Here is a 13834-nt window from a genome sequence, read left to right as displayed (position 1 = left end):
AAAAACCTTCTACCGACCGCCATCTTGGGTTGAACTCCAGCGCCAAAATCCATCCTATGCATGAAAAATCGGCCATCGGCTCGGGCAGAGGGGGCGACATTCATGATGGGCATACGACTATTCGTGCATTCGATCCGCATGGTGTTCGAGAATTTGGGCGAAGCGCTCCGCATCTTCGGGGTGCTCTATTTGCCGTTCGCTGCTGCCACCTTGACGTCCGGCCTGTTTCTGCAAGGCCAGGATCCGCTGATCGTCATGTTCGGCGACGGCTGGTCGATAAGCCGTATCATGGCAAGCGTCGCCGTCCTCTTCATATCGGTCGCCTTGCTCATCTGGATGGCGATCGGCTGGCACCGCTATGTCCTTTGCGGGGAACGCACGACCAGGCTTGTCCCGCGGCTCGACCGCGAACGGTTCACTGCCTATCTCTTACGCTCGGTCATCGTCACGTTCATAATGGCGCTCCTGTTCGCTTGCAGCATGTTTATCTTTTTCCTGCTCGGATTCATGTTCCGGAACATGCCATTCGTCATGACCGGAGCCGCCTTTGTTCTGATTTTTCTAATCATCGTGCTAGTTTACCGGCTGAGCCCCATTTTGCCTGCCGTCGCCGTCGACCACCCACTGTCAACCGGCGAAGCGCTCGTCGCCACGCGTCATGCGAAAATGGCGATCGCGGTTTTGACCATTGTGTCGCTTATCGGCTCTGCGATCCTCCAAGCAACGCTCTTCCTTGTCACAGCGTTGCCCGTTGTCGCGGTGCTCTGGGCGGTGACAATCAACTGGATCGGCACCGTCGTTGGCGTGGCCATCCTGACGACGATCTACGGACACTATGTCGAGGGACGACCGCTCGCCTGATTGACCCGGCGGAGGTGTGTGAACTGACGCGCATCGATATGTGGAAAGTGGTGCCGCTTGCGTGACTCGAGAAGTCACCTTAAAATACTGATATATAAGGATTAACCATACTCCTAATATCTCTGTTACTGAAAAAGCTACTGCGTCTCATGCGTTCCGTTTGGTGCCAAGCAGCCCTTGCGGATTGGAGCCGCGAGCGCGCTCGTCTCGGCTATGACCGCTTCCAATGACTGTCAAACCTCCGAGTTGCCCTTCGGACTTGCGCCTGCCTAACCAATCTGAGCACGCGAGAATCGCAGCTCTCATGTGGAGGCACGATTGATCTTTCCCCGGGTCGGTTGCTCAGGTGGACGAGAGTGCAATGGCCGGATCATTCGTTGGTCGGCGGTGAGGTTGTTGTGGCCTGAGCCTACGACCCTCATCGGTCAGCTGAGAGAACGGGCCAGCCCACTGCTCTTTCCTTGGTTGGCTCAGTGTTTGCCGGTCCATGATCGGCCAGCTGGCTTACTTAACTCCCGAAAGACGATCTCGAACACGTGGGGGGCTCGGAGCTCTACAGCAGCGCCAAGGACCAACTTCTCTGATGCTTGCGCGACGCGCAGCAAGAGCCAACATCGGGACCCCGAAGTGCTCTTGGGGGCGATCTGCCCCGCCAAGCGCCTGAAGCTGAGCGAATGGCGCCCTGGAATGCCTCTATTTCGTCCTGTGCGGCCCACTGAGCGCATTCCGTTCGTTTCTGCGCGGGGTTAGCGGCATAGGAGCTGAAGGCGCTCAGCGGGCGTCTCTGTGGATTTATCCCTACCAGCTCGGCAGCCTGCCTCTTTCTGGTGCATCTGATCGGCAACGCCCCACACACTGACGGCGCACGCCAACGAGTGCGATCGGGAGGTAGGTTCGCATCGCGGTTCTGTTGCCGTTTGCCGATTTGAGCAATCAAGCTTGTCCGATCGAGGCGACCTCCAGGATGCCGCTGCGTGAAACCTGGATTTCGTTGAGCAGCCGCATCGATCGGCCTGCGCCAACCGTTCGAGGTAAGTCCCTCCGGAACTGGCCCCCTGTGCTGAGCGCCGCATGCAATTCGATTTGGCCCAGAACTTCAGTCCGCTCCGAAAACTGATGCCGGGCATTTCCGAAGCCGAATGATTTCGATCAAGTCGGGGGCGCCACCATTTTATCGACCGACAGTGCGTCAGTGCGATGGCTGCCAATTATTGCCTTCACGAAATTCCGGATCTTTCTGGCGTGTCGCAAATTCCGAGAAGGCGACCTGCGATGTGAGTTAGTCGTCAGCAGCGTCATTGTCGTTGATTGGCAATCAAGAGGAACGCGACACCGAACTCCTTAAACCGTATCAATTGCGAGGGGACGAAATGGGCTGCTTTTGGCTCGATTTATTTTTCCCCAAAAATAGGGGGGGGTAAGTGGGTAGAGGGCCAAAACAGAGGAGAATCTTGATAAAACCCCCTATAAGGGCAACGGGGAAAAATAAAAACGCATATTTTATCGAATGAAATCAACGCAGTAATTTTCCCCAGCTATATCGAAATTTGGGGTTTTTCCCCACTTTTTTCTGTTAGCAGTCTCTAATGCACAGAGGCCAAACTCGCGGGGAAAAATACCCATTTTGACCCCCCTTGGGGATAATTCCCCGCATCAGATTTGTCGGTCTGAGGGGTGTCTGATATTCTCGTTTAAGCCCTAGAAAAATCCCGAAAAAATTCCGAAAACTCCCCCGGCCCGCGCTCAGCGCCCCCCGTGACAGCTCACCCCCGCCAGGAAGGACCCGGAGCGACCGCGTCGACGAGATGCACGGCCATCCAGCTGCCGGCGCCATCCCGCCACGCCCCACCACGTCTCACGATGTCCCGCCTTGTCCCGCGCCTGCACCATGCGCCTTTAACCGATCCGTTCCGCACCGCCTCACCGCGTTCCATGCCGTTCCACCGCGTCCCGGTAATGTGACGAAGGTTCGCATGCCAATGGACGGACCCTGCATCGAACGCACGGTACCGGAAGGCTTGGCAGCGGACTGAAACGAGACATCTGCACGATGCCCACGTCATCTCTTTGGCAGCGCGAGCTCAAGATCCTGGACCGAGAGCATCTGCCCATGGCATCGTTGACGCCACCACTGGCGCATAGAGCGTCTTCAATCAGTCCATGGCGGATTAATCTGGAGCGTGTGGCGACCATGAGCCTTCGGCAAGTCTACGCAGTCATACTTGCTGGTGCTGTCATCTGGCATGGACCGACACTGCCGGCGGTCCTGATCGCTCTGGTCCTGTTCTGGTTCTTCGGCCACTGGCTTCATGAGTGATCAGGTGGCGCAGCAACAACTGGCAACCCGACTGTATTGACCGACATTCAACATCAGCACGAACGGCTCGATCTGAAGGGCGCGTCGGCCGCCCCCACAGGTCTCCGGCGGGCAAACCTGGAGCACGTCATCTTTGGGGATGGCAGACCGGCCGAGTGCGCCGATTTTACTGATTCGAATATTTGCTTACTCGTTAATCCTTGGCAGGTGCCGTCATTCGTCAGGACCGCCAAGTGGCGACGCTCCGACAAAGCTTGTCGAGCAGGGCTTCAAGCGTCTTACTTTCATTCTCATCGAGAACGTCGGCGATCCGCTCTTCATGATGGACCAAGCAAGTGACGATGTGCTGGGGTGGCTCGAATCGGTTTTCTAACCACCATCAGTGCGATCGATGATGATGTGGCGATAGTCGTCAGTGTGGTACGTCGGTAAGCGCCCTTATCTCGGTCGTACGGCTCAATTCTGCGATGTCCTAAAAGCAGACATTAATCAGTCTGACGCTGGAAGGACATCTTCGTGCGAGAGCGGTGCGAGCTCAGGTGACGGCTCAGTCCAGCCCGGCGCTGCACGATCCGAAGGAGTCGGTTCAGGCAGTCAGCAAATTGTCTGCCGGCACCAGTGACCGACGACTAAGAGTAGCCACGGTCTGTTCATGGACGACTGCCAGCGCCCCGGTCGCATCAGCGCCAAGGCTGATCCGTTTCCCAGGCGATGTGACCGTCGATGGCAATCGACGGCACATGAGATCCGCTAGCGCGCTGTCTTCGACCGCGCAGATGACTTGGCGGCCGGATGCGCAGAGTTGTGCCAATACCTCTGCAAGGTGCACGGTGCGGAAATCATCGACATGCTGCACCGGGTCATCCAGCAAGATGCTCTGCCATCTGCTCCATGCGATCGAGAGGTTGACGGACAGTAGGAACGCGAGGCCTGTCGCACGGCGCTGGCCGCTTGAGAACACAAATTGGGGGTTCACCTCGCCATCGACCTTCAATGTGAGAAATCGTTTCACATCGCCGCGCACGCTGTATTCGATGTCGCCCCAGATCGGATGCGGACGCAGACGCTTGTAGAGCTCAGACATCAGAGGAATCACGCGATCGAGGCGGAGTTGCAACGTTTCAGCAGCGGCGCGGCGCGCGGCATCGTAAATCGACTTCGCGCGGGCTTCGGCGGTGCGCGCCCGCCCCAGTCGAACCTCGGCAGATCGTACACGGTCAGCCGCGGCAGATTGCTCACCAAGTAAGCGGGTTATGACGCGGTCTGTCGAGTGGGTGTCGAAGACGCGCAGATCCGACGCAATGGACTGCTGCTCAGTCTCGACCTTCACAAGACGATCTTCGATCTCGGCGGCGCTAGCGTTCTCCAGCGAGGCGTTCACGAGGCGAGCCTCGAAATCCTTGATCGAGATTGCTAACTGATCGCGTCCGGCAGTGGCCTCGAGGGCGTCCTGCTCGGCAGTTTGAGCTTCGCGCAGAGCAGTGTCCCGTTCGCGCTCTTTCTGAGCCTGCTCCACCGCTTTGGCATCTAGCCCCTTTGCGATGCTAAGGGCCAGATCGAGGCCGTGACCGAATTCATCGTGGCTGATGCCGCTTGCGCATAGCGGGCAGTGACCGTCACGGAGTCCGAGCTGGCGGCCCAACTCCACCAGATTTTCAAGCTGCCGAGCCTGCATCGAAAGTTCAGTTGCCTCTGGTGACGCCGACAATGCGTTCACCGCTTCATCGTAGCGCAGCTGCGCCAAGTTTGCGGCCACCGAAGCCTCGGAGGCACGTTTCTCAGCATCCGAGAGACCACGCCGCGCGCTCTCGAACACGGCATATCCGGCTATCAGGGATCGCAGGTTTTCAATCTCAAGTGTGATGGCAGCGAGGCGTTCGCGGGCGAGATCTGACAATTGGCTTGGCGAGCCGCTCGCCCCAAGATTTCGTTGCAGGCGTGCACTGGCTTGTCCAACGACGTCTACGGCCGGCAGGGATGCGCGTGCTTGATCGATTTGCCTCGCCGCATTGGCCTGCGCGGTGCTCGCCGTTTCCACTTCTCCTTGCGCCGTCTTCGTCCTAGAGGCAGCTGCCGAATAAATTGCTTGAGCGCGCTTGATCCAGTCTTCCGCATCGACGGCACCGATCGCGTCGCGGAGCAAGGTGAATCGATCGCCTTCCTTCAGATCCAAACTCAATCGCGCAATGTGCTCGTCCCGGATGATCGTAGAGTTGCACAATTGAGCGATGGCTTCGCGTGGCGCCGCGTCGGCCCGGAACAAGTGCTCGGCCTTCGCGCGGACATCGAAGTCCTTCGGATCAAGCGGGGTACGGCGGATCGCGAACTGCGCGTCACCGTTAGAGAAACCGACCTCCACAAAATGCTTTGAGAGATCCTGGTCCAGCTCGTCGGGACCGGCCCACCAGAGATAGTCAGTAACGGATTCACCATCCGCTTTCGCATCGAGATATTTGCTGATCGTGCCCGTCAGCGCGAACTCCACGGCGTCGAATATAGTGCTCTTGCCGACACCATTGCGGCCATCGAGGATCGTGAAGCTGTCGGCAAACTGGAGACGAACGGGCTTTCGATAACCTCGGAAACCGTGAAGATGGACGTAACTGAGCCTCATTGGCCGGTCTCTAGCATCTGGAGGATTGCCGCATCCGCGGCACCGCCGACAAACGCGTCGACGAGATCGGTTGGCAGCTCGGAGGTACGCAGGCGGATTTCCGAGGCCATGTCTACGGCATCAAGCTGGGGTGCATTCTGGATGGCGAGCAGAGGCAGCAATGCGGCACGCGCGTCCTCATCGTTACCGACCCCCGCGCGTGCGATCTTGCGCGTACCCGTCAGATCCTCTTCTATCGCGCTCAGCGTTATGCTGGCACCATAGTCCGCAGGCTCTGCCGCCAGCAGGATCAGATAGGCATTCCAAGACTTAGCTTCCGCGCGCCGCAGCCCAAATTGCGCGGCCTTCAAGACTTGCTGACTGTGGGATCGCCAGTTCTTGATCAAACTTTGAGTGTTCGGAAACGCCAGGACGAACCCCAAGACTGTATCGCCCTCGAATGCCAGGTATTTGACCGAAGGCTCCTCAAGTGCAGCTACTGAATATGCTGCCTCTTTCAACTGCTGCGACACGATCTGCAAGACGTTCACAATCCTAACTCCGCAACAGCGTCGGGTCTGGAACGCCATTTGGTGGGCGAGCCTCGCACGATGGATCCGGTTCCGCCGCCCCTCGCGATGCTCGCTGGCAGGGTTAGCGCCTCAGCGCCTACGACGATCACAAACTCGGGTGCGACTACCGGTGCGATTTCGCGCGCATAGGCCGCCTCGACTTCGTGGAGAGGCCGATTTATCGATCGCAACACCCGGATACGACTGCCGCCGAGATTCCAGCAGATATCCTCGGGAGCGGCGCCAGCGGCCTGCAACTGAAGGAGTGTCATTCCCAAGAGAGGCTCCTCGACAGGCTGGTGCCCCTTTGCGGGTTCGTTGGGCATCGCGCCTTCAAGATCGCGGCGGATGCGCCAGAGCGTCTGGGCATCCGTCGACGAAGGTTCGAGCCAAGCGGCGGCCGGTGCCGCCCCAGATTGCGCCTCGAAGCTGGCCGCACCCGAATGCAGGATTTGCCGCAACATCGACCTAGAGAACTCGACCCGTAGATGGTTCAGGAATACTGCACCAGATTCCTTGACATGGAAAAACCCGCCCGTCGCTCTCTGACCAAGGTCGAACAGCGCTTTCGCCTTTGTTTCGAACGCTGCAGTGTCACAGGGATCGATGACGATGATCCGGCTAGGGTTGACCGCCGCCAGAGCCTGTTCCAGCACCTGATTGAGATAATCCCAGTCGGTCCAATAGCCGACGATCACGAGGTCGCGATCGAGCAGGCGCTGCGTTAACCACGCAGCACTCTCCGCGAGGCGCGTGTGAATCGGTTCGGCGGCGACTTGACCAGCTGCCCAGACAGTACCGTTAGGATTGCTCCAGCAACCATGTATCTTCAGCAGCGGCGACCTGTTTGCCGGGAGCGCGGCGACCTGATCGCGGCTCACGCCTGCTCCGATGTGGCCAAACAGAAGATTGCCCGCCGCTTCGATCAGGGTGTCTACGTTTGTTGAGACAGCCGTGCCGATGCCTCCGGTAAGAAGAAGATCGGCGGCGGCCAAGTGACCATCGTTCGGAACACCTGCAAACGCATCATGATCGATATAGGATTTCAGATAGACATTGGCCAATTCGCCGCGCTGAAAGAAGAACTCGGCCTGATCGTCGATGGAATCAGCCAGTTGAGGCCGTGACGCGCCATGAGTCGCGTCGTATTTCTGCTTCGCCTTCCACGCTAATGCCGCTGCGCTTGGTACCGAGCTGGGAGCGGCCATCGACAGGCCGGCCCCGCACAATAGTGCCAGTCTATCCGCCAAGAGCGCATCCACCGCCTTCTCGACACCTTCCTGAATATCGATGACGTCCATTTTTCGCTTCGTGCCCTATGCTATTGCAGTTGGAAAGTTAGAACAACGTTTGCCGTCCTGTCAGCACCGGAGTTGGTAGCAATCATTGCCTACAGAGCGATTTCTTAGGCGGCCAGAACCATCAGCCGCCGAGCACCAAGATGTCGCCTTTACGCCGTCCTAGAGAGAATCCTGCAATGGGGCACTCGGTGACTTCAGGTCAGCAGTGAGCTGACGAAGCAAATTTTGTCCGACGACCGTGAACTACGGCAGCTTACCTTCGAGCACTTCTCAAAAGCAGACTGTCCAGACACGGCCCCTAATCCTCAACGTTCCGCGAATATCTCCTCTGGCCAATCAAGGCCGAGGAGAACTCAGATGGGCCATTCAAGATACGATGATGCTAGTCGCGAGCGCGCCGCATGGAACGCCGGAAAGAAGGTCGGCACCAAGCGCCCGTTCACCCAGAAGCAGATCTGGGCAATTCGCTTCTTCCTCGATCGCGAGAGACGCGTTCGGGACCGCGCGCTGTTCGATCTGGCAATCGACAGCAAGCTTCGTGGCTGTGACCTGGTCAAGATTACGATACGCGATTTGGTCGCCGGACCGGAGATCAGAACACGGGCGACCGTAATCCAGCAAAAGACGCGGCGGCCGGTCCAGTTCGAAATCACCGCCGACGTGAGAGCGAGCCTGCTGGCGTGGCTCGAACGACGAGGCGGCACGGTCGAGGACTACGCGTTCCCTAGTCGGATCGATCACACGAAGCACATGAGTACAAGGCAGTATGCTCGCTTGGTCGACGAATGGGTGACTGCGATAGGTTTGCGTCCAGAAGAGTACGGCACCCACTCGCTCCGACGCACGAAGGCATCGATGATCTACAGGGCAACGGGAAACATCCGCGCCATCCAGATATTGCTGGGTCACTCCAAGATCGAGAACACGGTCCGCTATCTTGGCGTTGATGTGGAGGACGCGCTCCTCTTGGCTGAGAGAACCGAGATCTGACGTAGAGCGGCCGTCCGAACCTAGCGCGGATGGCCGCTCACGGCATGCGGTCTGCCAAGCCACTTCGGCCATCGTGGGGTGGGGAGCGGAACGTCGGCTTCTGAGACGATAAAGGTGTAGCTGCCTGTCAAACCGTCTTCATCGACAACGCCTTGGCCAGAAAATCAGCCAGTGCCTGGATTCTTGCGGTCTCGCGCAGTGCAGGATGGCGGAGAAGCCAAAGGTCGATTGTGAGTTCGGGTATAGGGGGAGACAATTGTTCGAGCCCGGCGATCGAATTTGCGAGATAGGTCGGAAGGACCGAAAAGCCATTCCCACTCGCCGTCAGGGCCAGCATGCCCATCAGCGTGTTCGTACGCACGTGTACTCGCTGCTCCACTTCATTGGACGCGAACCACGCGGCCAGCGCGGGATCGCCGAAACCGTCCTCCGGGCCGATCCACTCCAGGACATCCGAAGACAAGGGATCAAGCCCGGTGGCGAGCCCGTGCTGCGCGTAAATGGCCAGTTCGATCTTGCCAATACGTCGCCCCAACAATGATGCCGAAGGGTTTCGGGCAGGTCGAAGAGCCAAGTCCGCTTCTCGCCGCTCCAGATTCGCGACGGTGTTGGATGTGACGATTTCGACGTCAATCTTAGGATAGAGCTGTCGAAACCGGCAAAGGATGGAACCCACAGGACCCGCCAATAGGGTGTCGGTTGTGGTCAATCTTACCGTACCAGCTGGTGTCTGCTCGGTTCCAACCACCTTGTTCTCAAACGCAGCCAACTCGTCCGCCACCCTTTCAGCATGGTCAATCGCGAGTTCGCCGGCCGAGGTGAGCACGTAGCCGGTTCGGCTCCTGTCAAAGAGTCGAACGCCCAAATTCTCTTCGATTCTGTTGAGGCGGCGAAAGACCGTCGCGTGATTGATGGACAATTGACGGGCCGCTTCCGCCAGGGTTCCGGCAGCAGCAATCAACCGGATCAATTCGAGATCGTCTGAACTCGTTCTTATTTGCATAATTGCAAGCGCGGCTGGCGTTGATGGCGGATTGGCTTGCGTAAACTATCGCGAAATGATGGCCAAGTCAGCAATGAGGCCACCCGTCATGAATTTCCTGATCGTCCAGTCCCATCCGGAAGCGACCTCTTATAACGCTCAACTGACAGGCGCGGCCCAGCGGGTCCTTTCAGCCAGTGGCAATGAGGTCGTAATCTCCGATCTTTATGCCGAAGACTTTGATCCGGTCGAGGCTGGCCGTCATTATCGGCATCGCATCGATGCATCGGCGTTCGTCCCGTTGGCCGAGCAGCGACACGCAAGCGATACGCATACACTGCCGCAGGATGTCGTCACGGAAATTGCAAAACTAGAAGCGGCCGATGTGGTGATCCTCCAGTTTCCTCTCTGGTGGCATGGGCCTCCGGCCATCCTGAAGGGCTGGTTTGATCGCGTGTTCGTCTCTGGCAAAATCTACCGAAGCCGCATGCGCTACGACACAGGATATTTTAAAGGCAAACGAGCCGTCCTTTCTTTGACGACCGGCGCGCCTGAAACCGCATTCGGTCCTGGCGCCCGTGGTGGCGACATGAACACCATGCTTTGGCCCATCCAGTATTCCCTGCATTATCTCGGCTTTTCGGTTCTTGCACCCCAATGCCATTTTGAAGTCTCCGGTCACGGCTATGGCTATAGCGACGAACAGGAGATGAAACGCCAGCTTCAGCGAAACATCGACAACTGGTCCAGCCGCCTCGCCCGTATTGCGGACGAGGACCCTCTCAATTTTCCTGGTTGGGCAAGCTGGGACGAAGCCGGACGTTCGATCAGCGGAGCGAAACACGGCGCTTGCTAGGTCAGCTTCTAGGAGGCCGGTTTCGTGTCATGAACGACCGCAGTGGGGTCGGATTCCGAATGTCGGCTGTCGCCGCTTCTCGACCAGAACCGGACAGACCGCTCACGGCCCCCGTCCGGCAGTTGCTTAGGATGTGCAAAACACCGTGCCCGAAGCTACTTCTTAGGCTTGGCACTGCCCCAAACCCTCAGTTCTGCATGTCCGGCATCGACGAGGTAAGAATTGGCTGCGGCAAGCACCTCCGCGATCTTCTGAGTAGGCTTCATGTTGGCGATGCCGGGTTGCACGACAACCACCTTGAACGTAACTGGCAAGGCGGTTGCAAACGATGCGAGCTTGGCCTCGTCTCCTTTAATGAATCTCGCCTGCCCAGTTCCCGCCGTGAAGCGCTGCTGGAGGCGGTTGACGAGCCGAGGCAGGTCGCACCAGATCAGGCACTTCACCGCTTGGCCGCAGACCTCGTAAACGTCGTCTACGCGATTGCCGGGTAGGGCACCGCCAGATCCCTTGCAATGATAGAACGTCACCCATGTGCCGCCGTCGGAAGACCGGGAGAATGTTACGAAATCAGCGGTTTCCCCGCTACCATGGTCCCAGTAGACAACTTCGTACTCGTCCCTGTCTAACGCTTTGACCAGATAGCCCTGAATGGACGACGCCTGAGCCGCGCCCTCGGCAAATTCGATCTGCACGTCGATGCTCTCGGCAGCCCAGTCTACGGCTTCAATCAGCGAGATGTCGAAGGGCTCGACGCCCTCCGCGGGTGCCGAGTAGTGAGTAGCGCCGGTCAATCTTGACCCGTCGACAAGCATGAGGTGCAGGGGGTTGTCGTTCAGTACATCTACTAGGTCTTCGGTCGATCGAGCCCTTACGACCTGCGGGCGGGTCTGCGACGCGTCGGCATATGCGAAGAGTGGGGTACGCCCGATCTCATAGGTAAGGTACGTCCTCAGCTCCCCGCCCTCAAGACGCAACTCCACCTGCTTGTTGCCGGAAGCATCGACCCACAGCGACATGTCATTAATCGGATCCTGACGTGGGCCACGGTTGCCCCGATAGGCGAGCATCGGCGGGTCGACATAAAAGCTGCGGTCCTCCCAGTCCGCCGCCATGACGGGTGCCGGGATCGCTGAAACGGCCTTCCCCGTCTGCAGCAGATCAATCTTGCTTCCTGTCACCGCCGCCTTACGGTCATGCAGCTTGGCGGCGACCTTGCGGCACCACTCCAGCAGCTCGAACAGCCGCAGCGACCTGTTACTCCAGATCTTGGATGCGCTGCTCAACCCAATCGTAATCGAGGCACCGTCCTCGATCGCGGTGCCGAACACGTGCCCGCGATGATAAAGACGCGCATCCCCCGGCCTGATCGCGCCATCCGCCCTTGGACCGGTGATCATCCGATATGATTCAGTGGTGCTGGACTGTTGTCGGTTCCGCATTCCGACGTTGAAGAACTTCGCTCCCTCAAGGCCTTTGAGTGCCCGGTTCAACACTTCCAAGGGCAGGATACTGGGATTGTATCCAACCATCGACCGAACCACCCTCTGGTACAGCCCATCGCTCCGCTTTGAGGCGCAGACGAATAGCAGCCTCGACTTCGCGTCGTAGTAGAAGATGAAGACATCGAACTCGACGTCAATCAAACGGTCGTCGGCGGACCACTCGACCCTGCCAGCACGCCGCGTCACGAACACGCTAGAGCTGGTCTCCTGACTGACCCGCCCGAAGACCATCTCCCGGTCGTGACCGAAGGTGGGCGTGGCGGTGACATCGAAGGCCTCGCGCAGGTGAAAGACCTTCACATGCAAATACGGCGTTAGCGAGTATAGAGAGAGATCTGACAGGTCAGGGATGGTCGGCGCCTCGAAGTCGAACGTGTCCAGCGTCTCACGCGCTTCGACTTCGCGCCGAATCCGGGCCTCGCTCAGGTTCGGCACGATCTCCGCCCAAATCGCGCCAGTGGTGTACAGGCGTTCGGCCTCAAGCTGTATGGCGGACTGGGGAGCGATAAAGGTGGCGTCCCCGAGTTTGCGGCGAGATGTTCTTGCAAACCGTCCTATGAACTGGAGCGTGATAGCGAGCGACCGATGGGGCGCATGCACCGCCGCGACTTTCAGCCTCGGCATGTCAAACCCTTCACCGAGCATGTTTACGCAGATGATGCCATCAAGATGCCCGTCCCGCAGCGAGGCCAGCGTTTTTTTTACAGTGCTGAGCGACTGCGCGCCATGGACGAGCTTCAGGCGCAGCTTCGTCTCCGCCGCGTATATCGCCTCAATCTCCTTGGCACGCTTCCGACTGTCCGTCCGGACCATCAGAAGGTGGTCGAGCCCTGCCTCAACATCCGCGCGTACCTTGGCCTCCGCAGCATGGGCGATGGCGACGTCCTCTAACCGCTGACGATCACCGCCGCGCGCCTTCACAACGACGGGCTGGTAGTCGATGTGACCGAAGACACCGTCACGGTATGCGGAGCGCACGTCGTAGGTGTAGACGAACCGCGCCTTTATCTCCCGATCGTCGCGCCTGAAGGGCGTGGCGGTGAATAAGACCCTTCGAGCATCCGGGAAGTCGGCGAGTAGCATCTGCCAAGTGATGGCCGGACTGTGATGCGCCTCGTCGACGAGAATCAGATCGAATAGGTCAGGCGGTGGCTTGGGCACGCCCTCCAGATGGGAGCTTACGCTCGGCACAGTGGCGACGACGACATCAAAGTTACGCATTGCTTCCCAGGACGCGGGGTCTGTCACCCGGTGCGCGGTCGGCATCACCTTCGGGGACTCCAGACCCTGAGACAGCGCTCCGACACGCTTGAGCACACCGAGAGCTGCAAAATCCTCGGCGATCTGCTCACGGACGAGACGGCTCGGTGTCAGTATGAGAACGCGAGTTGCCCTTAATAGGAAGGCGCATGCCTGAAGCGCAGCCGTCTTACCCGATCCGGTGGGCATGGTGACGATCGCCGGCTCTTGTCTGAAGGTGAAGTGCGACCCGACCGCGAACAATGCTCCTCGCTGGGCTTCGCGGAATCCCTCGATGTTCTTCTCTTCGTCTGCGATAGGAAACGAGAGCTTCGAATAATTCGCTTTAAAATATGACACGCGCCCCCCGGCACGAACTATTTCCCATATGTTTTCATATCATGTGCTTCGAAATGTCTGCAACCTAGGTCCGGGCACATGAACATCCACTGGGCGTGGGTTAATCTGGGAGGACTACGAAGGGCGGCTATACCGTACCGGTCGCCCTAAACATGACGGTCCGCTGTCGGCCCCGTTGACGACGGAGATTTATTTCCGCTATCGAGCGGTCATAGAAGAGGGCAGCGTAAAAGCGCGACTGAGCGCTACGGAAGACAGACT

The 13834-nt window shown here is 58.5% G+C and carries 9 protein-coding genes; 4 read left to right on the top strand and 5 right to left on the bottom strand.

The features are described 5' to 3' along the window. Positions 1-102 precede the first annotated feature (102 nt). Positions 103-861, top strand: a complete 759-nt coding sequence (locus CN673_RS15545) for a hypothetical protein (protein WP_157928920.1) — start codon at positions 103-105, stop codon at positions 859-861. Positions 862-3052: 2191 nt separating this feature from the next. Beyond that, positions 3053-3178, top strand: a complete 126-nt coding sequence (locus CN673_RS21475) for a hypothetical protein (RefSeq protein ID WP_280951191.1) — start codon at positions 3053-3055, stop codon at positions 3176-3178. Positions 3179-3764: 586 nt separating this feature from the next. On the opposite strand, the gene CN673_RS15535 is transcribed toward CN673_RS21475, so the two are convergent. From CN673_RS15535 to CN673_RS15525, 3 genes are read right to left on the bottom strand one after another with little or no spacing between them, the layout of a single operon-like run. Next, positions 3765-5792, bottom strand: a complete 2028-nt coding sequence (locus tag CN673_RS15535; RefSeq protein ID WP_099867304.1) for an AAA family ATPase — start codon at positions 5790-5792, stop codon at positions 3765-3767. Further along, positions 5789-6322 carry a hypothetical protein gene (locus CN673_RS15530; protein ID WP_099867303.1) on the bottom strand — a complete coding sequence of 178 codons (534 nt, stop codon included), beginning with the start codon at positions 6320-6322 and terminating at the stop codon, positions 5789-5791. The genes CN673_RS15535 and CN673_RS15530 overlap by 4 nt, the downstream gene beginning before the upstream one ends. After that, a complete protein-coding gene (locus tag CN673_RS15525) occupies positions 6319-7644 on the bottom strand; it encodes an SIR2 family protein (RefSeq protein ID WP_099867302.1) in 1326 nt (441 codons plus the stop codon). Before CN673_RS15525 ends, CN673_RS15530 begins: the two co-directional genes overlap by 4 nt. Before the next feature lie 357 nt (positions 7645-8001). Between CN673_RS15525 and CN673_RS15520 the strand changes: the two genes are divergently transcribed. Further along, positions 8002-8634 (top strand): tyrosine-type recombinase/integrase, encoded by a 633-nt coding sequence (locus CN673_RS15520; protein WP_099867301.1) that lies wholly within the window; start codon positions 8002-8004, stop codon positions 8632-8634. A 127-nt stretch (positions 8635-8761) separates the two neighbouring features. On the opposite strand, the gene CN673_RS15515 is transcribed toward CN673_RS15520, so the two are convergent. Then, on the bottom strand, positions 8762-9604 hold the full coding sequence (locus CN673_RS15515) for a LysR family transcriptional regulator (RefSeq protein ID WP_198586017.1): 843 nt from the start codon (positions 9602-9604) through the stop codon (positions 8762-8764). Between the two features lie 121 nt (positions 9605-9725). Between CN673_RS15515 and CN673_RS15510 the strand changes: the two genes are divergently transcribed. Next, positions 9726-10472 (top strand): NAD(P)H-dependent oxidoreductase, encoded by a 747-nt coding sequence (locus tag CN673_RS15510; protein ID WP_099867299.1) that lies wholly within the window; start codon positions 9726-9728, stop codon positions 10470-10472. Between the two features lie 155 nt (positions 10473-10627). On the opposite strand, the gene CN673_RS15505 is transcribed toward CN673_RS15510, so the two are convergent. Beyond that, positions 10628-13573 carry a DEAD/DEAH box helicase gene (locus CN673_RS15505; RefSeq protein ID WP_099867298.1) on the bottom strand — a complete coding sequence of 982 codons (2946 nt, stop codon included), beginning with the start codon at positions 13571-13573 and terminating at the stop codon, positions 10628-10630. Positions 13574-13834 lie beyond the last annotated feature (261 nt).

This window comes from Neopararhizobium haloflavum, assembly GCF_002750855.1.
In the GTDB taxonomy this organism is placed as follows: Bacteria; Pseudomonadota; Alphaproteobacteria; order Rhizobiales; family Rhizobiaceae; genus Georhizobium; species Georhizobium haloflavum.
The sequence above is the reverse complement of the archived record's forward strand: the minus strand, read 5'-3'. Positions and strand labels throughout refer to the sequence as shown.